The sequence below is a fragment of the Pantoea sp. X-Soil-ISGK-285 genome, from assembly GCF_059730815.1.
In genome coordinates this window covers 137,012-158,876 of record NZ_AP035940.1, presented here as the reverse complement: position 1 = coordinate 158,876, position 21,865 = coordinate 137,012, and the positions used below count along the sequence as shown (strand labels likewise).

Here is a 21,865-nt window from a genome sequence, read left to right as displayed (position 1 = left end):
GTGTTATGCCAGATTGTTTTATTTCAATTATTTGATTTATATGGTTATTTTTTAAGTTTGGCTTAGGTGGATATTGAAGTAAATATTGTCATTTTATTCGCTGTAAAATAACGCAGCGCAATCTATACTCCCTTCCGTGTTATATGTACTTCTGATTTTTTATACGAAACTCCTTTCTTCATAGCGACATTGTGCTGCATGAGGCATCTCTGGCTATGTCAAAGAAACGGTAAAAATAATATTACGAAAGCTATTTCGTGCGCTACACACCTGCACGTCTCACACATCAGAGCGGAAAAGAATGAAAAAAATACTCGACCGGATTAATTTGCCAGCGAAATTCCTGTTACTCGGATCCTTTGCGCTGGTGCTGTTTATTTTACCCACCTTTCTGTTTATTCAGACGGGCAACCAGCTTATTGATACAAAGAATGTGGAACTGACCGGTATACCGGTCGAAAGAAAGGTGCTCAAGTTGCTGAACTTGCTGCAGCGGCACCGTGCGGAAAGCGCGATCGCTATCTCGCTGAACAAGCCAGATAACGCGCCACGTATGGCGTTGGTCAGTGAGGTTAATCGCTTATCTCAGACGATTGCTGACGAATTACGTCAGAATAATGAGCAGGCGCAGCCGCTGAAGCGGCTGGAGCGGGTTAATCAGGAGTGGAGCCAGCTGCAGAACGATATTAACGCGGGCAAACTGACCCTGGCAACCAGCCTGACGCGACATGCTCAGCTGATTCAGGTGCTACTCGATACGAACCAGGATGTACTTGATTTTTATCAGCTATCGCTGGATGCCGATCTGAATACCTACCAGCTGATTGTCAGTATCTTTAGTCGCCTGCCGCAACTGACTGAAACGCTGGGACAGATTCGTGCTAGCGGCACGTCGCTGATTGCGGGTGGGAATGTGTCGGATGCCGATCGCAGCCGCATGGCATTTCAGCTTGATTATGGCAAAACGGCGCTGAGACAGTTTAGCGGCAACATGGATAAAGTATTTTCCATTGAGCCAGATCTTAAAACCACCTTTGGCAATCTGGCACAGGATGCGAACCAGCAGGCGCTGAGTGCGCTGAATCTGGCTGATAGTGTCTTTGTCAGCGGTCACGCCAGCGTGACGCCGGTTGACTATGTACGGATCTTTACCCAGGCGATTAACCGTTACGGCGAGCTGGGTGAACAAACCAGCCATCGTCTGGAAGGAATGATGCAGACGCAGATCCAGGAACGCCGCTATGCGCAATATCTGTTACTGGCAGGTCTGTTTGCCGTCGCGCTGCTGGCCATTCTGCTGGCCGTGATGATCACCCGTTCTGTTACCCGGCCGGTTAAAGAAGCGGTCGAAGTTGCCAGCCGCGTCGCGGCGGGCGATCTGACGGCACAGCTGAACGTTTCCGGCAGCAATGAGATGGCTGAGCTGCTGAATGCACTGATGCGGATGCAGCAGCGTCTTGCTCAACTGGTGTCGGATATCAAAGGTAACGCGGCTACCATCGCCAACTCCTCAGAAGAGATTGCCCGTGGCAATGGCGATCTGTCGTCGCGCACCGAGCAACAGGCGGCTTCACTGGCTGAAACGGCTGCCAGCATGGAGCAGCTGGCGGCAATCATTCAGCAGAACGCGGATAACACGCGCTTTGCCTCTGCCCGTGCAGAATCTGCCACGCAGGCTGCACTCTCCAGTGGTGCAGCGATGGATTCGGTGATGGAGACCATGCACAAAATTCGTGGCAGCTCAGGTAAAATTGAAGAGATTACCTCGGTGATCGACAGTATCGCCTTCCAGACCAACATTCTGGCACTGAATGCGGCCGTGGAAGCGGCACGCGCCGGTGAGCAGGGTAAAGGTTTTGCGGTTGTTGCATCGGAAGTGCGGGCACTGGCACAACGTTCAGCCAGTGCAGCTAAAGAGATCAAAGGTCTGATTGAGCAGTCGGTCGGCCACGCCCAGGAAGGGATCGCCATGGCGCAGAACGCAGGCGATAAGGTGAAACAGAGCGTCAGCGCTATTGAACAGACCTCTCAGCTGATGCGCGACATCACTTCTTCATCCGAAGAGCAGAGCAGTGGCATCTCGCAGGTCAATATTGCGGTGAACCAGATGGATCAGGTGACGCAGCAGAACGCCGTGCTGGTAGAAGAGTCGGCCTCCTCAGCTGATGAGCTCGCCGCGCGCGCAGGGCAGTTACGTACGATGGTTGCGGTGTTCCAGACCGCATAATGGTGTTAAACAGCCGCCTTTGGGCGGCTGTTCTCTTCTCAGCATTTATTCCGCGCTACGCCTGATGATCCTGCAGACAGGCCAGATACTTCTCTCCCGACCGCATCACCTTCTCTTTTGCCTGCTGATGGATATCCTGCCCTTCAAACGCGCCATACAGTTGCCCGAATGTCACGCCGGAGAGCCGATGCAGTATGTCGCCTACCGTAGCGGCTGACAGCGGCAGCATATTCGGGTAGCTCCACATAAACGACACGCCATGCGCACCCGGCGTAACCTGGATAATATCACCCGCCAGAATCACCCCTTCGTCTTCGTTCCAGTGCAGCACGCTGCCGCCGGGAAAATGGCCGCCCAGCCGTAACAGCGTCACAGAGGGCATCAGCGTCAGCGACTCGCCCTGCCATAACTGGATATGCGGACTCTTCCGCACAATCCATTGACGATCGCGGGCGTGCAGATGAATGGGCGCATTAAACGCTTCAGCCCACTCCTGCATGGTGGTGTAGTAGTGCGGATGTGAAATCGCGATAGCATCAATGCCGCCCAGCGCCGCGATCAACGTGTAGGTGGCATCATCAAGGTTGGCAATGCAGTCCCACAGTACGTTGCCATGCGGCGTGCGCAGCAGAAAAGCGCGCTGGTTAATGGCAAACTCAGGCACGGTTTTAAGACTTAACAGCGCATCGCTGTGAGCCGTCCACTTATTGGCGTGGCTGGCGCGCAGTTCATCAAACGCGATCCAGCGCTGACCGGCGGCTGGAACGAACTGGCGTTCATCATCACAGATTTTACAGTGCTGATGAGTGGAATGAGCGGGATAAGCTGTTCCGCAGGCGGTACATAACATCGTCATGGTGATCTCCTTTGTCTCACTCAATCTTATGCACGCCTGCGAAAACCGCACTTTCCTGACGCCATTTTGTTACGCGATTACGGCTGGCGGCGAAGGGTAATCTGGGTGAGTTCTGAGGGACGACCCAGCCTCACCGCCATGCCTGGCCAGAGTGCCGTGCCGTTATTCACATAGAGCTGCATTCCGCCGACCTGATAAAGCCCGGAAACAAACCCGGCGTTGGGTTTAGCAAACAGCCTGTCCAGCCCGATAATCAGGCCGCCATGCGTATGTCCTGAGAGCTGCACATCCACGCCCTGCGCTGCGTTCTGGCGTGCATTGCGTGGCTGGTGATCCAGCAGGATTACCGGCGCGTTTTCAGGTGCCTGTTCCAGCGCGCGGGCCAGATCCGGGCCGACTGCGTTTCTGCCGGGTGCGGAGGCGTCCGGCAGGCCGGCAATCACCAGCTTTGCGGTTCCGCGCTGGATCACAGTATGGCTGTTGAGCAGAGGTTGCAGACCCAGTGAGGCCAGATGCGCCGTCCAGATTGCCTGATGGAAGAAATATTCATGGTTGCCGGTGATAGCCCATACGCCGTCAGGCGCTGCCAGCCCGCGCAGCGGCGCAACGTCCTGCCGCCGATGCGCCAGGCTGCCATCGATCACATCGCCCGTGACCACAATCAGATCGGCTTTGAGAGACATTGCCCGTTCAACCATTGCGGCGGTCCAGGCCGCATTAAACAACCGGGTGATATGCAGATCGGTCAGCTGCAGCAGCTGATAGCCATCGAATTCAGCGGGCAGATTGGGCAGCGTAAGGGTCACCTCTTTGACTGGCGGCACGCGTATCGCCTGCTGAACGCCAAAGGCAGCCAGCCCCATCGCCAGCACTACGGCCAGATAGCGAACACCGGGAACCAGCTCCAGCGGATGACGCAACAGCAGGGCAATCAGCATGACCGCATCCATCAGCATCTGAAGCAGCGCCAGCAGCAGCACGGTGCTGTACGCCCAGTTAAACAGAATGATGATGATGCGGGGCATTTCAGCGGAGAAGATCCCGCCCGAGGTAAAACGGCTCACCAGAAGATATTGTGACGCCAGCAGCACCAGAGCGGAGAGCAGGATCTTTACAACAAGTGGCAGGGACAAAGGAATAATGACGCGCGCAATTACATACCAGCTGGGTAAGCTGAAAATCAGGTGAAACATGGCATTTTTCCGGTAGGGCGCTGAACATCTGCGCAGGCAAAAAAGAGTCGATCGTTTATAGAGCCGTTTTCAGGACTGTAGTGTATATGATGTTACCGTCAGGCTTGCTTCACGTCGGGTGCTTTACAGGCGGTAAAGCAGGCAGAGAGGATCGATAAAACTTCAGGGCGCAACAATGAAAACAGCGTGACCGGAGCACCGGCCACGCTGGCAACATTCACGTATTGAGACGCCTGACTAGCGTAAAACGCCTGAGGTCGTCCGGGTCTCGTCAGTGACACGAGTCATGGATATCGGAATGCTTTTATAGGCGGGAATGCCGCTTTTGGTATCGTGGCTGTCAAGCGGAACCATCACATTGGCCTCCGGGTAGTAAGCGCCGACCGAACCTGGGGCCATATCAATAATCACGATGGTCAGGTTTTTCATCTGGCGCGAAGTGGGATTGCCATCCGGGTCCAGCGCCATCAGATCGACACGGTCACCGACCCGTAACTGTCGCTTCTCCGCCTCTTCTGCATTGATAAACAGCACATCGCGGCGGCCTGTCACGCCACGATAGCGGTCATTCAGCCCGTAAAGCGTGGTGTTGTACTGATCGTGACTGCGCAGGGTAGTGAGCACCAGATCATGGCACTTCAGCGAGCGGGGATCTTCATTGATGCCCTGCATCACTTTAAACTGCGCACGGCCAGATGGTGTGAGCCAGACCCGTTCTGATGCGGCGTTATAGAGCCGGAATCCACCCGGATGCTTAATCCTCTCATTGAAGTTTTCAAACGCCGGGAACACCGCTTCAATGGCATCGCGGATGCGGCTGTAATCGGCTGCCATGGCCGACCAGTCAACCACGCTGTCCGGCAGCGTTGCCTTCGCCAGTGAGGCGACCAGCGCCGGTTCAGACTTCAGATGGGGTGAGGCGGGATCCAGCGAACCGCGTGAGGCATGCACCATCGACATCGAATCTTCCACGGTGACGCTCTGCGCGCCGGTTGCCTGAACATCGGTCTCTGTTCGGCCCAGCACCGGCAGCAGATAATTATGTTTACCCAGTAACAGGTGCGAGCGGTTCAGTTTGGTCGCCATATGTACCACCAGATCAAGATTGCGCATCGCCGGGAACGTGACCTGTGGATCGGAAATCGCTTCCGCCAGGTTGCCGCCCAGACACAGCAACGCTTTGGCTTTGCCATCGCGCATCGCCTTTATTGCCTCAATGGCGCCGTGACCATGCTTCTGCGGCGGGCGGAAACCAAACACCCTCTCTATGCCATCCAGCAGCGACTGCGGCGGGATCTCTGTGATGCCCACTGTGCGATCGCCCTGCACATTGGAGTGACCGCGTAACGGACAGATACCTGCACCCGGCTTGCCGATATTGCCGCGCATCAGCAGCAGATTAGCGATTTGCTGCACGTTCTGAGTGCCGTACTGGTGCTGGGTAATTCCCATGCCATAACAGATGATGGTACGTTCAGCGCTGGCGTAGAGCCGGGCAATATGCTGGATCTCCTCACGCGCCATGCCCGAGACTTTCAGGATATGCTCCCAGTCCGTGCTTTCCAGGTCGGCTTTCAGGGCGTCAAAGCCTTCAGTGTGCTCAGTAATAAATGCTTCATCAATCACGCCGGGTTCGCCTTTGCTCAGCGCCTCCTCGTGCATAGTGAGCAGGATCTTCATCACCCCTTTCAACATCGCTGCGTCACCGCCCACCCTGACCTTGTAGTAGGTCGAGGCCAGCTCAGTGGAGCTCATTGACAGCATCTCAATCGGGCTCTGCGGCGAAGTAAAGCGCTCAAGCCCACGTTCACGCAGCGGGTTGATCGCCACAATAGTGGCACCGCGTTTCGACACTTCCCGTAGCGTGCCCAGCATGCGCGGATGGTTGGTACCTGGGTTGTGGCCGATACAAAGCACCAGGTCGCAGTGATCAAAATCTTCCAGCTCTACCGTCCCTTTACCGACGCCAATTGACTCCGGCAGCCCGACACTGGTCGGTTCATGGCACATGTTTGAGCAGTCGGGGAAGTTATTGGTGCCATATTCGCGGGCGAAGAGTTGCCACAGAAACGCCGCTTCATTGGAGGCGCGTCCCGAGGTATAAAACTCTACGCTGTCCGGATCGTCGTAGCTGCGCAGATGTTCTCCAATCTCCCGGAATGCCGTCTCCCATTCGATGGGCTGATAGGTATCTGTAGCGGCATCGTACTTCATCGGATGGGTCAGGCGGCCTTCGCCCTCCAGATGCAGTGCGCTGCGCTCCCACAGTTCAGTCACGGTATGAGCGGCAAAAAATTCCGGTGTAGTGCGTTTGCTGGTGGCTTCCCAGGAGACGGCTTTTGCGCCGTTTTCGCAGAACTCAAAGGATGAGGCATGTTGCGGGTCGGGCCAGGCGCAGCCCGGACAGTCAAAGCCCTGCGGCTGGTTGACTTTAAACAGGGCGATCACATCCTGTTTCACAGACATCTGGCCGCGGATAGCATCGGCAACCGCCTTCAATGCGCCCCAGCCTCCGGCAGCACCCCCATAAGGAGCGATGCCATTTGTGCGATTTTGCTCTTTCATAATGCTCCACATTGTCTCTGTTGTTATTTGTTAAGCCTGGTACAGAAATAGTTGCAACAACGTGGAAACTGGCTGTTATTCAGGGAAATTATTTCTCAAAATGTTTCGACAGTCCGAAACGTAAGCCGCAAATCAGTTCAGCACATCAGATGAAGCACAGCGCATCCAGGCTATTGCAGAATAAGCGGCGCGCGAGTTCCGCCGACAGGGTGATGATGCAGCGAAAGGGTGAAGGATAAATCTTTACCATCAGATAACGGCGGGTAAGTGAGCCAGTTTATTCAGGGCTGGACTGCGAGCGCAGCAACGCACTCCATGTCTGAACAGATGCGCCATAATCCGGAACGCGACCTTATGAAAAGAGCCTTACTTTTGCTGGTTTTACTTTCCACCTATAGTCTGATGCCCGTTAAAGCCAGTGGCCCGGTTCGGGCAGGAGAGCTGCGTCCCATGAAGATTATTATGACGATCAACCATCAGTCGTATGAGATTGCGCTGGCTGATAACGCCACCGCGAAAGCATTTGTACAGCAACTCCCGCTGACCATGACGATGGAAGAGCTGAACGGCAATGAGAAGTTTGCAGACCTGCCTGCTGCTCTTAATAACGATCCGCACAAACCCGGCACGATCCAGCAGGGCGATGTGATGCTGTATGGCAATAAGACGCTGGTTCTTTTTTACGAGACATTCCAGACCTCCTATAGCTACACGCCAATAGGAAGGGTGCTGTCGACAGATAGCCTCAAAAAGCGTGTCGGTGAGGGGGGGATTGACGTACGGTTCTCCCGACCATAACTGATATCAAAATCTGAAATAACCGGCTGGTAAAAGATTCATATCGCGCTGAATCTGGCCAGGGTGACCTCTGGCATGACGGACTACGTTATGTTCTGGCCGCGGCCAGACATCGTGATTCTCTTCGGCAAGCGACACTGTCAGGCAGATCGGCCAGCCTGACAGTTCAGTCATTACTTCTTCTTATTCAGCATCGACTTCAGGTCAGCAAAGGGATTGTAGGTTGCCTCACCGACATCTTTTTATGCATCCTCGCCAGCCACTACACGGGTGCCATACTGGTCAGCCTCGGTGTACTTTGAGTGTTCGTGGTCATGACAATAGAGACACAACAACTCCCAGTTACTGCCATCTTCCGGGTTGTTGGTATGATCGTGATCGATATGGTGAACCGTCAGTTCGCGCAGGTTTGAATAAACAAACTCGCGTGAGCAGCGTCCACACACCCACGGATAGATTTTAAGTGCTTTCTCACGGTAGCCGCTTTCCAGCCGCGTATAGTTTTTAGGGATCAGAGCCATTGCCGGGATAACCTGTTATGCAGAGAAAATTTCACGATAGTGATGCCAATATATCCCATAACGGCACAGAAGAAGAAATCATCGTGTTCCGCGGGACGGGAGGCTTTAAAATCCAGAGGGTTAGCTGAAAATCCGCGTAGCCGCCTTATATGATTTTTCCAGCACGTCTCGCAATCCTGAATAACTGCCGGGCCTGTGAGAAGGCACAAAATCCTGTCGCTGTGATGAAAACTCAAAAATGATATATCTCTAAGCTCCCGCTCACGCTAACCCAATTAATCAGCAGGATAGCGCCCAAAACATCCTGTTTACCGCTTTGCTTAAAAAATGACATCAAATGTAATGCATGACACCATAAACGGCCCAGAAAATGGCGTTAGCACCCAGATAAGTCCAGCATCCCCAGTAGGCTATGGGTTCACGACGGGTGCGGAGTTTAGGCAGGAAGGCCAGTAAATAGAGGGCAGAGGCGATGAGCGAAACGAAGTAGAAAAATTTCATGGTTTTCTCCTGATCAATATCCTTTATTTGAGAATAGTCAGGGCTCACCATTTTGCTTAATGCATCAGCAGATTCGTTATGGATCGGCTTTCTCTTTGATGCCCACATCGGATGTCAGCACAGTTAAATCCGCGATAAATCGAAAATGCAGCGTCACGGTACGATCAGCCAGCCTTAAGAAAAGATCACGTCAGGATGTTCAGCCTGAGGTTACACCCTATAATCAACGCTGTTTGTTAGCCTGCAGGAATGCAGGTTTTGCACCCGCCCAAAAGGAAGAGATCCCGCTGATGTTTTCTCGTTTTTTTATTTATCGTCCCGTTTTTGCATGGGTTGTTGCCATTTTAATCATGTTGCTTGGCGCGCTCTCCATTACCCTGTTGCCGGTTGAACAATATCCCGATGTTGCGCCACCTTCGGTGAATATCAGCGCAACGTATACCGGTGCTTCTGCGGAGACGCTGGAGAACAGCGTCACGCAGGTGATCGAGCAGCAGCTTACCGGGCTGGATAATCTGCTCTATTTTACCTCCAGCAGCAGTTCACAGGGGAATGTGTCGGTTACCGTCACCTTCAGTCAGGGCACCGATCCGGACACGGCTCAGGTGCAGGTGCAGAACAAGGTGCAGCAGGCGCTCTCCCGTCTGCCCAGCGAAGTGCAGCAGCTTGGTGTTACCGTCACCAAATCGCAGTCAAACTTCCTGCTGGTGATGGGGTTGTATGACACCACGGGCAAAAGCAACAGCACGGATATCGGTGACTGGCTGGTCAGTAATATGCAGGAGCCGCTGGCCAGGACCGAAGGCGTCGGTGACATCCAGGTGTTCGGCGGTCAGTACGCGATGCGCATCTGGCTCGATCCCTTCAAACTAAACTCCTTTGCGTTGCAGCCCTCCGATGTGTCGGCGGCGATACGCTCGCAGAACATTCAGGTTTCAGCCGGTAAAATCGGCGGCCTGCCATCGCCCGACAATCAGCAGCTCACCGCCACGGTCAGAGCGCAGTCGCGACTGCAGACGCCGGATCAGTTCCGAAACATCATCGTCAAAAGCGACAAAAGCGGTGCCATCGTGCGCGTGGGTGATGTGGCGCGGGTGGAGCTGGGCGGCGAATCCTATGACATGACCACCCGACTCAACGGGCATCCTGCGGCAGGGGTCGGAGTGATGCTGGCACCGGGCGCGAATGCGCTGGCCACCGCGACGCTGGTGAAAAACAAAGTTGAAGAGTATCGCCACTCAATGCCGGAAGGTTATGAGGTGGCCTATGCGCTCGACAGCACTGACTTCATCAAAATCTCCGTTGAGGATGTGGTGATCACCCTGATCGAAGCGATCGCGCTGGTAGTGGTGGTGATGTACCTGTTCCTGCAGAACATCCGTGCGACGCTGATCCCGGCGCTGGCGGTGCCGGTGGTACTGCTCGGCACCTTTGGCGTACTGGCGCTTTGCGGCTACACCATCAATACCCTGACGCTGTTTGCTATGGTGCTGGCCATCGGGCTGCTGGTGGATGATGCCATCGTGGTCGTCGAAAACGTCGAACGCATTATGCATGACGAAGGTCTGCCGGCGCGTGAGGCAACGGAAAAGTCGATGAAAGAGATCTCCGGCGCGCTGGTGGCTATCGCGCTGGTGCTCTCCGCGGTATTTCTGCCCATGGCCTTTTTCGCCGGGTCGACCGGTGTGATTTACCGGCAGTTCTCCATCACCATCATCGCCGCCATGACCTTCTCCGTGGTGGTGGCACTGACCCTGACGCCTGCACTGTGTGGCATGTTGCTGCGGCCGACCTCACCCCATCGTAAAGGCTTCTTTGGCGGTTTTAACCGCTTTTATGCCGCCACCGAGCGCCAGTATCGTCACAAAGTGGTGAGCACTCTGCGCCGTCCGCTGATCATGGTATCGCTTTATGCGGCAATGGGCGTTGTGCTGTTTGTGATGTTTACCCGCTTGCCGGGTAGCTTCCTGCCGACTGAAGATCAGGGCAGCATCATGCTTCAGGCGACATTGCCAGCGGGTGCCACGGCCAGCCGTACTGAGGCAGTCAATCAGCAGATAGTTGACTGGTTCCTGACCGAAGAGAAACAGAATATTGATGTGGTCTTCACCATCAACGGTTTTAACTTCAGCGGTGCTGCGCAGAATGCCGGTATGGCGTTTATCAAGCTTAAGAACTGGGATCAGCGACCGGGTAGTGAAAACTCTGCCGAAGCGATTGCCGGGCGCGCCACCTACGCGCTGGCGTCGATTCGGGATGCGCAGATCTTTGCGCTGACGCCGCCGTCGGTGCCGGGTCTGGGACAGAACAACGGCTTTACCTATGAGCTGCTGGCCAGTGGTGGCACCACGCGTGAGCAACTGGGCAACCTGCGCGATCAGCTGCTACAAAGCGCAGCGCAAAGTCCGGAACTGCTCGGCGTGCGGGCCAATATCCTGCCGCAAACGCCGCAGTTGCAGGTCGATATTGATACCAGCAAAGCGGTGGCACTGGGACTGCAGCTGGATGACGTGACCGATACGCTGACCAGCGCCTGGGGCGGTGCCTATATCAATGACTTCATCGACCGGGGTCGCGTAAAGCGGGTCTATGTTCAGGGCGACGGTCAGTATCGTTCATCACCTTCTGATCTGGATAAATGGTACATCCGTAACAGTGAGGGCACCATGACGCCATTCTCGGCGTTTGCCTCGACCCGATGGACCATGGGACCCGAAAGCCTTAACCGCTACAACGGCTCTGCCTCCTACGAAATACAGGGGCAGAACGCCGAAGGGTTCAGCTCCGGCGATGCCATGAACACCATTGAGCGACTGGCCAATGAACTCCCGGCAGGGACCACAGGAGCATGGAGCGGTCTTTCGCTGCAGGAGAAGCAGGCGGGCGGGCAGTCAACCACGCTGTATGCGATCTCGATTCTGGTGGTGTTCCTCTGTCTTGCTGCGCTGTATGAGAGCTGGTCGGTGCCTTTCTCCGTGCTGTTAGCGGTGCCGCTCGGCGTACTGGGTACCGTGCTGGCGGTGGCACTGCGCGGGTTAAGCAACGATATCTACTTCCAGGTGGCGTTGCTGACCACGGTCGGACTCACCTCCAAAAACGCGATACTGATCATCGAATTTGCGGAGGATGCGGTTCGTCGGGGAAGTTCGCTGAGCGCGGCTGCGTTGCAGGCAGCGCGAACCCGTCTGCGGCCGATTATGATGACGTCGCTGGCCTTTATCGCCGGTGTGATCCCGCTGGCGGTGGCGACGGGCGCCGGTGCTAACAGCCGCATCGCCATCGGTACCGGTATCATCGGCGGTACGCTGGCAGGCACGGTACTGGCGCTGTTCTTTGTTCCGCTCTTCTTTGTCCTGGTGAAGCACTACCTGACCCGCCATCGCAAAGGCCAATAACGCAGAAAGCCCGTCTGCAGGCGGCTGCAGACGGGCTGGGATCAATGATCAGCGGAAGATTACAAATGCTGTTTAAAGAAGGCGGTCAGCTTCGCAAACGGGATCAGGTCAGTGCGGTCATAAAGGTCCACATGGCCTGCATCAGGCACGATATAGAGCTCTTTGGGCTGTGCCGCACGCTGGAACGCATCTTCGCTGAACTCGCGTGAATGCGCTTTATCACCCGTGATGAAGAGCATCGGGCGGGGTGAGATGGTCTCAATGTCATTAAACGGATAGAAGTTCATGAATTTCACGTTGCTGGTGAGCGTCGGGTGCGTGGTCAGCGCAGCTGAACTGTTTTTCGGTGTGAACTCACCGCGAGGCGTTCGGTAAAAATCATAGAACTCTTTGGCTATCGGAGGCGAATCAGCATCAATTTTATGTGGTGTACCACTGGTGTACTCAGTTTTACCACCGGTGAACTCTACATAGCGTTGCTGTGCTGCTGCTTCCATGATTTGCTTGCGCTGCGCCAGTGTCTGGCTTTTATTCAGCGCATTACGGTTGGCTGACCCCATGTCATACATGCTGACGGTAGCAATGGCTTTCATGCGGGGATCAATCTTCGCTGCGCTGATGACAAAACTGCCACTGCCACAGATGCCCAGCACACCAATCCTGTCGCGATCGACAAATTGGCGGGTACCCAGGTAATCCACGGCGGCGCTGAAGTCTTCGGCATAGATATCCGGAGAGACCGCGTTGCGCGGCTTACCTTCACTTTCGCCCCAGAATGAAAGATCAATTGCCAGGGTAACAAATCCCTGCTCAGCCATTTTCTGCGCATAGAGGCTGGCGCTCTGCTCTTTGACTGCGCCCATCGGATGACCTACCACAATCGCCGGAAGGCGCGCCGTTTTACCGGCCTCTTTTGGTCTGTACAGCGTGCCGGTCACACCCATCTGATACTGGTTTTTAAAGGTGACTTTCTCGCGGGTGACTTTATCGCTTTGATAAAAGTTATCGGCGCCGCGTGACATATCGGCAGCGCTGGCCGCAAATGAACTGATCAACAGTCCAAACATCAGGGTTAATGCTCTCATAAGAAGATCCTTATCGGGGTAGACGACGTGAGGGCAACGGGTTGCCCGGTTAAACAACACATCTGCTATCAGGCAGCGCTTTCCTTACGGGCGGTGATCATCGCCAGTCCGGCGGCAGTGACCAGTAATGTGGCGCTGATGGCAAAGGTGGTCTGCCAGCCTGCATGGTCAAAGGCCAGGCCACCCAGCGTCGACCCCAAAGCAATCGACAGCTGTACGATGGCCACCATTAATCCGCCGCCGGTCTCGGCATTTTCCGGAAAGGTTCTGGCGATCCAGGCCCACCATCCGGTTGGTGCCGCTGTTGCCACCAGTCCCCAGATGCCAAGCAGTGGCGCCACCAGCCACAGGTGATGACCGAACACCATGAGCAGCATCGCAACCAGCGCCATAATCAACGGGATAATCATCAGGGTCAGATAGAATCCGCGCTGCAAAACAGCACCGATAATCAGCGTGCCGATAAAGCCGGCGACGCCAATGGTCAGCAGCACCAGCGACAGCGCAGAAACGTCAACCTGTGTCACGGTTTCCAGAAACGGGCGGAGATAGGTAAACAGGGTGAACTGGCCCATAAAGAGCAGGCCGCAGGCGGTCAGACCCACCGTAACCAGCGGCGAACGCAGCAGCTGCAGAATTTTTCCGCTGCGCTGCCGGGCCGAATCGACTGGCATTGATGGCAGCGTGAGCGCCTGCCAGAGCAGGGCGATCAAGGCTACCGGCACCAGGCTGAAAAAAGCCCCGCGCCAGCCAATGACAGAACCGAGATAGCTGCCCAGCGGTGCAGCGATAACCGTCGCCAGCGCATTCCCGCCATTGAAAATGGCCAGCGCGCGCGGCACCTGCCCGGTGGGGACCAGCCGGATAGCGACCGCCGCTGACATCGACCAGAAACCGCCAATCACCACGCCAATCAATGCCCGGCCAGTCATGTAAGTCAGATAGTTGGGTGCCATCGCCACCATCAATCCGGATAGTGCCATTACCAGCGTGAGCGCCAGCAACAGAATTTTGCGGTCGAGGTTCCCTGCGATGCGGGTTATTGAGAGGCTAGTGATCACTGCCAGTGCGCCGGAGATAGCGATGCCCTGTCCGACCAGACCTTCGCTGACCGCCAGATCTTGTGATAACGGCGATAACAGGCTGACCGGCATGAATTCAGAGGCGATGAGCGCGAATACACACAGCGTCATTGCCCATACACCACCCCAGTGCGCTTCTTTATGCCGGGGGGAACAGTCAGTTGTTTCCGTGGAAGTCATGTTGTGTCCTGTTTCATTGTTTGCGGTGCTGATGAACTCAGGAAATTTTACTGTTTCGCTTTATATTGACTAGCTAATGAATCCTTAATGGGGTTATAACCAGACCTTATAAATCTATCGGCGGAAGTGCAGTATGAAGCGCAACATGAATGACCTGCAGGCTTTTATTACCGTGGCGCGTGAGGGCAGCTTTACCCGCGCGGCAGCGCTGCTGGGCGTGACGCAGCCCGCGTTAAGTCAGACCATTACCGCGTTGGAAAACCGGATGGAGATTCGGCTGCTTACCCGCACGACCCGTAACGTCTCACCGACCGCGGCGGGTGAACGGTTAATCCAGGCGATTGGCAATCGGTTCGATGAAATTGAGGCGGAACTGGATATGCTGACCGCGATGCGGGACAAGCCAGCCGGCACGGTACGGATCACCTGCGGGCCGCATATTCTTAGCTCGCTCCTGATGCCAAAGCTGGCGCCATTGCTGGCGGCTTATCCTGATATCCGGCTTGAGTTCGATGCTAATCATGGCTTACGCAATATCGTGGCCGACCGATTTGATGCAGGGGTCAGGATGGGGGACACCATTGATAAAGACATGGTAGCGATGCCGATAAGCCCGCCATTACGGATGGCTGCGGTGGCCACGCCCGACTACTTTCGGCGTCATGCTGCGCCGCAGGTTCCACAGGATCTACTGCATCACAACTGCATTAACATGCGGCAGGCGACAGCGGGTGGGTTGTACGTCTGGGAGTTTGACGGTGAAGAGGGGCCGTTAAATGTGCGGGTGGATGGACAGCTGACGTTCAACACCTCGGCACACATTGCAGAAGCGGCTCTCGCCGGGCTGGGGATCGCTTTCCTGCCTGAACAGGAAGTCGCAGAAGGGCTGGAGCAGGGCATGTTGATCCGGGTGCTGGAGCGCTGGTGCGAGCCGTTTCCCGGCTATTACCTCTATTATCCCAGCCGCAAGCAACATTCACCCGCATTTACCCTGGTCAGAGAGGCATTAAGGCTAAAAGAGGGGGCATGATGAACCTTATTGGAATAGATGCCATTCCATGGCGTAATACGTCCTAAAGCGCTTTATTCAGAATTACTTAGAAGGACGGCGACTGATTTTGCCTCCTTTCCGACCGGCTTCCCTGGCTTTTTCAGGATCGTTTTTGAAATTGCCCCCACTGGCCTTGCCTCCTGCACTGCCAGCTTCACTCGCCCGTTCTGGATCGTTGGCAAAATTGCCGGCACCACCTCTGTATTTCTGTTGTGTCATAGGAAGACCTCATATCAATGTTCCATTAGATAAAAAGGACTAGCTAGTCACATCTGCAAGCATAGTCGTCCGCTTCGTTTATGCAAATGCACAGACTTAAATTATTGATAAGACTGATTTTAATTTTTCGCAGGGGGATAGCTGGCAGCAGCTGGATGAGAAAATCACGTTCGCCGCGCAGGATGAACAGCAGGAAGCGAGGGAATCAATGGGCTACGGTTCCGGCGACACGCTGCCAGATTTACGCGACCTGCCTGCCGAAGCTCGGGAGCGCTGCGAACAGCACTGGAACCAGCAGAGTGACAGGTAAACAGGAATAGCGCCGCTTTGTTTGTTAGCGGTGAAGTCTCCTGTTTAAGAGAGACGCCTGGAAGCGGCAGAATAAACCTCTGAGCGCTCTCTTTTCCCGACAGCCACCACAAAAACCACCACCCGGTCATCAATAACCTGGTATACAAGTCGATAACCGGATGACTTTAGCTTGATCTTATAGCAGTCAGGCATCCCGCTGAGTTTGTTCGCCTCAATTCTGGGTGACTCAAGACACTCAGCCAGCTTCTTTTTAAGCTGTTCACGTACTGTCGGGCCCAGCTTGCGCCACTCTTTCAGTGCCCTCTGATCGAACTCCAGTTGCCAGGTCATTAAAGGTCATCCAGTGTGACCCGGACAGGCTCAGGGTTTCGCAGGCGTTCTTTAACTATGTCTACTAACGCCGCATCTTCGTCACTGAGTAACGTTTGCTTAAAGGGAAGACGTTCATTATCTGCAATATATTCAAGCATCAGGCGCAGCGCATCAGAAGGAGTCACACCCATTTTTTCGAGCGCAGCATAGGATCGTGTCTTCAGGTCATCATCGATTCGAATGTTAATTGTGCCCATAGCGAGTTCCTTTGTATTTACACTTGACATTACAATTGTCGCACTGATGAGTCTGTATCGCAAACAGTAAACATCAGTCACCCGCACAGCCTTATATCTTCCCGGTAAAATCACGCTAAAGCTTATTTTATGCTACGAAAATATAACATCTTCATCCATTAAACCAACTGCAGCAATCGTTAAAGGTTTTCCCGCTACTGGCGATAACCAACAGGCGTTGAGCGCGCCGATCATTGATGAACCCGGCACTCCGCGACGAGTTCTGAACGCGAACGGACCTGCTTTTAGCCCTCCTTTTATACACACCAGAAAGCGCTAATTTAAGCGCAAATTACTCAAATAAAAGCGAAAATAATAATATGTCGATCATTAAGACGATCAAAAGACACCTGCCTGTTGCCCGTCTTAGGCGTAGCAGTCAGCCTGCCAATGGCACCTACGATTGTCGTGCGTTGCCAGATTCACTGGCCTCCGTGGGTTTAAGCTCGCGGGCGGGCGGCATCCTGATGACCTTCGTTCCGCCTGAAGCCGATTTTCAGCGGGTCAGTCAGGCCTGGCAGCGATTCAATTCCGCCGACCTGACGGTGTTGACGCTCTCTTCCAACGGCGCGCTGAGCAGCAGCAGATCGCAAAGCACCTACTGTGATGGCAATGGCCCGGAGGGAAGCTACCTCTGGCTGCCGGACACACTGATCGCACGCCATGAGACGCATATTGTTGATCTGCATGTCGCCGACACGCAGACGGCCAGCCAGCGCATCACCGCCATCCAGCAGGAGCTGGCGCGCTTGCAAGTGCGGATGCCGCTCTCGGCCGATCGTACTTTCGCCATGATTTACTGCGACGGATTATCGGCATCCGAAGGCTTTCTGATGCAGGCCTGGTATAACAGCGGGCGCTTTCCCTGCCTGGCGATTGGTGGTTCGGCGGGAGGCAAAATCACCTTTGATGGCACCTGGATTGGTACAGGTGGCAAGGTGTTGCAGGGCAAGGCGGTGATTGTGTTCTGCCAGATGGCGCCAGGAAAATCATTTGCTCCTTTTAAAAGCCAGAACTTTACGCCACGCGATCAGAGCTGGCTGATTGCTGAAGCCGATCCGATAGCGCGTACTGTGACGTCAGTATTTAACCGTCAGGGGCAGCAGCAGCCGTTTGTTGCGGCGCTGTGTGAACATCTCAACTGCAACGAAGCGCAACTGAGCGAACGGCTGAAGGGACTCACTTTCGGCGTTAAAGTTGGCGGCGAGTACTTTATTCGCTCAATCGCCAAAATTGAATCGGGCGGCGTACACTTTTTCTGCGATCTTGAGTTTGGCGATCGACTGTTCCTGATGGAAGAGAAAGACTTTAAACAGACGACGCAGCAGGAGTGGCAGGCATTTACCGCTCAGCATGGCAAACCCGCGGCGATCCTGATGAACGACTGTATCCTGCGCCGTGTCGGTAATGCCGATAAGCTGCATAATGCCCATTTCTTCAAAGGCATTGCCGCCGCCGGTTTTTCCAGCTTCGGCGAAATCCTGGGTGTGCCCATCAATCAGACGCTCTCCGCGCTGGTGTTCTTTAATCATGACGTCAAAGCGATGAGCCAGTTCCCGATAGAGTACGCCGGCTACGCGGCACACTACGCGCAGCGAGCGTTGCGCCGCTGGGAAGCGCTGAACAGCATCCAGACGCGGGTGCTGGATCGGGTTATCACTTATCAGCAGGCGCTGACGCCGCTGATGGAGGCGCTGCCGGTGCTGGAAACAGCCACTCAGAGCCAGGGAGAAACCCTGAGCCTGGCAGAGAGCAGTATCCGTAACATCAGTAACATCGCCACCGAGAGTCAGCAGGCGCAGGGCCGGCTGGATGATGGTCTGGACGATCTGGAGAAAATTTCCAACGGCATCAATGAGATTACGCATGGCATCAGCAATATTGCTTTCCAGACCAATATCCTGGCGCTGAATGCCGCAGTAGAAGCGGCTCGTGCAGGCGAGGCTGGGCGGGGATTTGCTGTGGTCGCGGGCGAAGTTCGTCGTCTGGCGCACTCCTCAAAAGAGCAGGCTGAAGCTACGGCCAGTAACATCGGTGAGGCAGTCAGCACCATCTCACGTATCCGGCTGGTGGCCAGTGATTCAGCGCAGACCGCCGCCCAGATGGCAGAGCGCAGTATCAGCGCAGCCGATACGCTGGCGGCCATGAATCAACAGACGCGACATGAGCGCGCTGATATTGCGAAGCATCTCGGCAGCCTGCGTGAACTGACGCAGGGGATGGATGCGATGCAGGAAGCCGTCGCGCAGCTCAAGGTGTTACAAACTCTTTCCGGTGCGCAGGTTAAGGGCTGATTTATCAGCATAAAAGACAAAAAAGTGCGGTGTAAGCGCAACGACCAGGCAGGGCGGGCTTTCAGTTGTTACACTTGTCGGTGATTAACCACGCAGAGGTATGAATGAAAATTAAAAGTTATGCAGCCATGCAGGCTGGCCAGGCCCTTGAACTCTATGAGTACGATGCCGCCGAACTGGCAGCCGAAGAAGTCGAAGTCCAGGTCGAATATTGTGGCGTCTGCCACTCAGATCTGTCGATGATCGACAACGAGTGGGGCATCTCTCAGTTCCCGGTGATTGCAGGACATGAAGTGATTGGCCGGGTTTCTGCCCTGGGCGAAGCGGCTAAGAACAAAGGTCTTTCAGTCGGCCAGCGTGTAGGAATCGGCTGGACAGCAAAAAGCTGTCAGCACTGCGATGCCTGTATTAACGGCGAGCAGGTTAACTGTCAGCAGGGCAGCATCCCGACCATCATGAACAAAGGTGGTTTTGCCGAGAAGCTGCGTGCTGACTGGCAATGGGTTATTCCGCTGCCAGAAAAACTGGATGTGGCGAGCGCCGGTCCGCTGCTGTGTGGCGGTATCACCGTGTTTAAACCGCTGCTGATGAGCAACATCACGGCAACCAGCCGTGTGGGTGTGATTGGTATCGGCGGACTGGGCCATATCGCAATCAAGATCCTGCACGCGATGGGTGCCGAAGTGGTGGCATTCAGCTCAACGCCAGATAAGAAGCAGTCGATCCTGGATATGGGCGCGGATGAAGTGGTTAACAGCCGTGATCCAGAAGCTCTGAAAAAGCAGGCAGGCCGTTTTGACCTGATCCTGAGTACTGTGGCGGTCGACCTGGACTGGAAACCTTATTTCGCTGCGCTGGCACCTCAGGGTAAATTCCACACCGTAGGTGCCGTAATGAAGCCGATTGAAGTGAGTGCTTTCGATCTGATCCTGGGCGACAAAGCGGTGACCGGTTCATCAACCGGCTCACCAGGCCAGCTGCGTTCGCTGCTGCGACTCGCCTCGCGTGCGGATATTGCGCCACAGGTTGAGTTCTTCCCGATGTCTGACATCAATAAAGCGCTGGATCACGTTCGCGCCGGTAAAGCCAATTACCGTGTGGTTCTGAAAGCCGATTTCTGATGCGAATCTGAAATGACATGCCGCAGCCTGCTGCGGCATTTTTTTATCCTCAATTTGTCAGCAATCCCTTAGCCAGCCCCGCGGCAATCACCTCATCGGCTGTCACGCTGAACCATTTCTCTGTAGCGCATTCCGCGTTATCACGTCGCCATGCGGCAACCATCTGGTAGCCCAACGTATAGCCATACCATCGGCGAAAGTCACCCGTGCCGAAGAACCAGGCAGAATGATCATAATGAGGACTTTGCAGCGTGGTCAGCGGCACTGGATTAGCCTGCAACTCGCTTAGCTCTATGGCTTGCTCCCAGGGCTCTGCTGCCGTTTTAAGCAGCCAGCAGACGAACTGACCCGCCAGACCTTCGCTGACCAGCGCTTCACCCAGCGTCCAGCCATATCCCGGCCCGCGCATTCGCAAACAGTGATGGACTTCATGCACGATATGCCGCACCAGCGTGCCATTTTCCAGCATCCCGGGCAGATTCGGATTTGCCGGGTCAATGGCCAGGCCGAACAGGGTGGGCCCGTAAGCCCGGCCTGCAAAACCGGTTTCAGGTATTACTGCCTCCGGCATGCACTGAACCAGAATATCCAGACGAGGGACACGTGTCACGGAGGAGAGGTGCTCGCAGGCGAGCTCAGCGGCCCTGACTATTGACGATTTATAAGGCCCAACATCACCCGATGCCTCCAGCCAGTGCAATTTCCATAAGTCGTTCACAAACTCTCCTGTCAAAGGTTGATAATCAGAACACAGGTCCGGGACCCGCCAGAGCTACTAATACCTTAACCGGCAATGCTTTAAACAGACACCGGAAGAAAGCGTTATCGTTGTCGGTAAAGAGTTAAAAGCAACTTCCGGAACGCCTGACATTCCTGAACATTCAGGGCTGTCTCGTCGCGACGCCAGCACCGATAGATACCCTGCCACAAGAAAATAGTGCAGTTTGGCCCGTTTCCATCGAACACTGTCCTCTGAGCCTGTCACGCGCAGGTAAACAGTGCCGTAAAGTGATCTTATGGTAGCCAGTAAGCCTGGCTGATTTCACTGAAACTGTTTACGGAGCCAAAATGAAGCTGACCCAGATTCGTAATGCCACCCTGCTACTGGACTATGCAGGCAAAAAATTCCTGATCGACCCGATGCTGGCCGAAAAAGAGGCCTGGCCCGGGTTTGCCGGAAATGCCCGTCCGCATCTTAGAAATCCGATGGTTGAGCTGCCTGTCCCGGTCGCTGCACTGCTGGCAGTCGATGCGGTGATTATTACTCACACGCATATGGATCACTGGGATGAGGCTGCGCAGCAGCTAGTGCCGAAGACGATGATGATCTACAGCCAGGATGAAACGGATGCAGCGCTGATTCGTTCGCAGGGGTTTGAAAATGTTCGCGTGCTGCAGGATGAGAATCCGTTTGTTGATGGCCTGACGATTTATAAAACCGACGGTCAGCACGGCAGCAATGCGTTATATGCCGACAAAGTGATGGGCGATATTCTGGGTGACGCCTGTGGCCTGGTCTTTACCCATCCGGCAGAAAAAACCCTCTATATAGCTGGCGATACCGTATGGGTCAAACCCTATGTCAGAGCGCTGCAACGTTTTCAGCCGCAGGTGGTGGTAATGAATATCGGCAATGCAACCAACGATCTCTATGGGCCGATTATCATGGGAAAAGAGGATACCCAGCGCACGCTGAATATCCTGCCTGACGCAACGCTGGTTGCCTCACACATGGAGGCGATCAACCACTGTTTGCTGACGCGCGCAGAGCTGCGAGCCTGGACTACCGAACAGGGTATTGCTGACCAGGTGCTGATCCCGGAAGATGGTGAAACAATGACGTTCTGAGCGTCGTGG

The 21,865-nt window shown here is 54.8% G+C and carries 17 protein-coding genes and 1 pseudogene; 7 read left to right on the top strand and 11 right to left on the bottom strand.

Annotation, left to right across the window (positions count from 1 at the left end):
- The first annotated feature begins 301 nt into the window (after positions 1-301).
- Positions 302-2,227, top strand: a complete 1,926-nt coding sequence (locus AC6I8B_RS22510; RefSeq protein WP_010256986.1) for a methyl-accepting chemotaxis protein — start codon at positions 302-304, stop codon at positions 2,225-2,227.
- 55 nt (positions 2,228-2,282) lie between these two features.
- Here the strand turns inward: AC6I8B_RS22510 and AC6I8B_RS22505 are convergent, their stop codons facing one another.
- The 3 genes from AC6I8B_RS22505 to AC6I8B_RS22495 form a co-directional block, all read right to left on the bottom strand.
- The gene (locus tag AC6I8B_RS22505; protein ID WP_157354221.1) at positions 2,283-3,083 is read right to left on the bottom strand and encodes an MBL fold metallo-hydrolase; all 801 of its coding nucleotides are present in this window, start codon (positions 3,081-3,083) and stop codon (positions 2,283-2,285) included.
- A 77-nt stretch (positions 3,084-3,160) separates the two neighbouring features.
- Positions 3,161-4,276 carry a metallophosphoesterase gene (locus AC6I8B_RS22500; RefSeq protein ID WP_157354219.1) on the bottom strand — a complete coding sequence of 372 codons (1,116 nt, stop codon included), beginning with the start codon at positions 4,274-4,276 and terminating at the stop codon, positions 3,161-3,163.
- Between the two features lie 237 nt (positions 4,277-4,513).
- A complete protein-coding gene (locus AC6I8B_RS22495) occupies positions 4,514-6,841 on the bottom strand; it encodes an FdhF/YdeP family oxidoreductase (protein ID WP_033770142.1) in 2,328 nt (775 codons plus the stop codon).
- 267 nt (positions 6,842-7,108) lie between these two features.
- Here AC6I8B_RS22495 and AC6I8B_RS22490 point away from each other — a divergent pair, with 267 nt between their 5' ends.
- Positions 7,109-7,639, top strand: coding sequence for a cyclophilin-like fold protein (locus AC6I8B_RS22490; RefSeq protein ID WP_332838064.1), 531 nt, complete (start codon positions 7,109-7,111; stop codon positions 7,637-7,639).
- A 173-nt stretch (positions 7,640-7,812) separates the two neighbouring features.
- Here the strand turns inward: AC6I8B_RS22490 and yajD are convergent.
- Positions 7,813-8,160, bottom strand: a pseudogene (yajD, locus tag AC6I8B_RS22485) (HNH nuclease YajD).
- Between the two features lie 333 nt (positions 8,161-8,493).
- A complete protein-coding gene (locus AC6I8B_RS22480) occupies positions 8,494-8,661 on the bottom strand; it encodes a hypothetical protein (RefSeq protein WP_009093121.1) in 168 nt (55 codons plus the stop codon).
- A gap of 290 nt (positions 8,662-8,951) precedes the next feature.
- On the opposite strand from AC6I8B_RS22480, the gene AC6I8B_RS22475 reads away from it, so the two are divergent.
- Positions 8,952-12,056, top strand: coding sequence for an efflux RND transporter permease subunit (locus tag AC6I8B_RS22475; RefSeq protein WP_031292285.1), 3,105 nt, complete (start codon positions 8,952-8,954; stop codon positions 12,054-12,056).
- Positions 12,057-12,115: 59 nt separating this feature from the next.
- Here AC6I8B_RS22475 and AC6I8B_RS22470 read toward each other — a convergent pair whose 3' ends face one another.
- Both AC6I8B_RS22470 and AC6I8B_RS22465 read right to left on the bottom strand, forming a co-directional pair.
- On the bottom strand, positions 12,116-13,141 hold the full coding sequence (locus AC6I8B_RS22470) for an alpha/beta hydrolase (protein ID WP_157354216.1): 1,026 nt from the start codon (positions 13,139-13,141) through the stop codon (positions 12,116-12,118).
- A 68-nt stretch (positions 13,142-13,209) separates the two neighbouring features.
- Positions 13,210-14,334 carry an MFS transporter gene (locus AC6I8B_RS22465; protein ID WP_157354299.1) on the bottom strand — a complete coding sequence of 375 codons (1,125 nt, stop codon included), beginning with the start codon at positions 14,332-14,334 and terminating at the stop codon, positions 13,210-13,212.
- Positions 14,335-14,536: 202 nt separating this feature from the next.
- On the opposite strand from AC6I8B_RS22465, the gene AC6I8B_RS22460 reads away from it, so the two are divergent.
- The gene (locus tag AC6I8B_RS22460) at positions 14,537-15,433 is read left to right on the top strand and encodes a LysR family transcriptional regulator (RefSeq protein WP_157354214.1); all 897 of its coding nucleotides are present in this window, start codon (positions 14,537-14,539) and stop codon (positions 15,431-15,433) included.
- 63 nt (positions 15,434-15,496) lie between these two features.
- On the opposite strand, the gene AC6I8B_RS22455 is transcribed toward AC6I8B_RS22460, so the two are convergent.
- The 3 genes from AC6I8B_RS22455 to AC6I8B_RS22445 form a co-directional block, all read right to left on the bottom strand.
- Positions 15,497-15,673, bottom strand: coding sequence for a con-10 family general stress protein (locus AC6I8B_RS22455; protein WP_010257023.1), 177 nt, complete (start codon positions 15,671-15,673; stop codon positions 15,497-15,499).
- Positions 15,674-16,027: 354 nt separating this feature from the next.
- The gene (locus AC6I8B_RS22450) at positions 16,028-16,315 is read right to left on the bottom strand and encodes a type II toxin-antitoxin system RelE family toxin (RefSeq protein ID WP_033759930.1); all 288 of its coding nucleotides are present in this window, start codon (positions 16,313-16,315) and stop codon (positions 16,028-16,030) included.
- Positions 16,315-16,554, bottom strand: a complete 240-nt coding sequence (locus tag AC6I8B_RS22445; RefSeq protein ID WP_010257033.1) for a type II toxin-antitoxin system RelB/DinJ family antitoxin — start codon at positions 16,552-16,554, stop codon at positions 16,315-16,317. The genes AC6I8B_RS22450 and AC6I8B_RS22445 overlap by 1 nt, the downstream gene beginning before the upstream one ends.
- Positions 16,555-16,913: 359 nt before the next feature.
- Here AC6I8B_RS22445 and AC6I8B_RS22440 point away from each other — a divergent pair, with 359 nt between their 5' ends.
- Together AC6I8B_RS22440 and ahr are read left to right on the top strand one after the other, a co-directional pair.
- Positions 16,914-18,887: a methyl-accepting chemotaxis protein gene (locus AC6I8B_RS22440; protein WP_157354211.1), complete on the top strand. Its 1,974-nt coding sequence runs from the start codon at positions 16,914-16,916 to the stop codon at positions 18,885-18,887.
- A gap of 104 nt (positions 18,888-18,991) precedes the next feature.
- Positions 18,992-20,008 (top strand): NADPH-dependent aldehyde reductase Ahr, encoded by a 1,017-nt coding sequence (gene ahr, locus AC6I8B_RS22435; protein WP_010257039.1) that lies wholly within the window; start codon positions 18,992-18,994, stop codon positions 20,006-20,008.
- Positions 20,009-20,057: 49 nt separating this feature from the next.
- Here the strand turns inward: ahr and AC6I8B_RS22430 are convergent, their stop codons facing one another.
- The gene (locus AC6I8B_RS22430; protein WP_031292291.1) at positions 20,058-20,726 is read right to left on the bottom strand and encodes a DUF2268 domain-containing putative Zn-dependent protease; all 669 of its coding nucleotides are present in this window, start codon (positions 20,724-20,726) and stop codon (positions 20,058-20,060) included.
- A gap of 350 nt (positions 20,727-21,076) precedes the next feature.
- On the opposite strand from AC6I8B_RS22430, the gene AC6I8B_RS22425 reads away from it, so the two are divergent.
- Positions 21,077-21,856, top strand: coding sequence for an MBL fold metallo-hydrolase (locus AC6I8B_RS22425; protein WP_010671936.1), 780 nt, complete (start codon positions 21,077-21,079; stop codon positions 21,854-21,856).
- Positions 21,857-21,865: the final 9 nt, after the last annotated feature.

Bases quoted from the DNA above. Each gene is read 5' to 3' on its own strand.
- AC6I8B_RS22510 (WP_010256986.1), top strand. From the start codon at position 302: ATGAAAAAAATACTCGACCGGATTAATTTGCCAGCGAAATTCCTGTTA.
- AC6I8B_RS22505 (WP_157354221.1), bottom strand. From the start codon at position 3,083: ATGACGATGTTATGTACCGCCTGCGGAACAGCTTATCCCGCTCATTCC.
- AC6I8B_RS22500 (WP_157354219.1), bottom strand. From the start codon at position 4,276: ATGTTTCACCTGATTTTCAGCTTACCCAGCTGGTATGTAATTGCGCGC.
- AC6I8B_RS22495 (WP_033770142.1), bottom strand. From the start codon at position 6,841: ATGAAAGAGCAAAATCGCACAAATGGCATCGCTCCTTATGGGGGTGCT.
- AC6I8B_RS22480 (WP_009093121.1), bottom strand. From the start codon at position 8,661: ATGAAATTTTTCTACTTCGTTTCGCTCATCGCCTCTGCCCTCTATTTA.
- AC6I8B_RS22475 (WP_031292285.1), top strand. From the start codon at position 8,952: ATGTTTTCTCGTTTTTTTATTTATCGTCCCGTTTTTGCATGGGTTGTT.
- AC6I8B_RS22470 (WP_157354216.1), bottom strand. From the start codon at position 13,141: ATGAGAGCATTAACCCTGATGTTTGGACTGTTGATCAGTTCATTTGCG.
- AC6I8B_RS22465 (WP_157354299.1), bottom strand. From the start codon at position 14,334: ATGACGCTGTGTGTATTCGCGCTCATCGCCTCTGAATTCATGCCGGTC.
- AC6I8B_RS22460 (WP_157354214.1), top strand. From the start codon at position 14,537: ATGAAGCGCAACATGAATGACCTGCAGGCTTTTATTACCGTGGCGCGT.
- AC6I8B_RS22455 (WP_010257023.1), bottom strand. From the start codon at position 15,673: ATGACACAACAGAAATACAGAGGTGGTGCCGGCAATTTTGCCAACGAT.
- AC6I8B_RS22450 (WP_033759930.1), bottom strand. From the start codon at position 16,315: ATGACCTGGCAACTGGAGTTCGATCAGAGGGCACTGAAAGAGTGGCGC.
- AC6I8B_RS22445 (WP_010257033.1), bottom strand. From the start codon at position 16,554: ATGGGCACAATTAACATTCGAATCGATGATGACCTGAAGACACGATCC.
- AC6I8B_RS22440 (WP_157354211.1), top strand. From the start codon at position 16,914: ATGTCGATCATTAAGACGATCAAAAGACACCTGCCTGTTGCCCGTCTT.
- ahr (WP_010257039.1), top strand. From the start codon at position 18,992: ATGAAAATTAAAAGTTATGCAGCCATGCAGGCTGGCCAGGCCCTTGAA.
- AC6I8B_RS22425 (WP_010671936.1), top strand. From the start codon at position 21,077: ATGAAGCTGACCCAGATTCGTAATGCCACCCTGCTACTGGACTATGCA.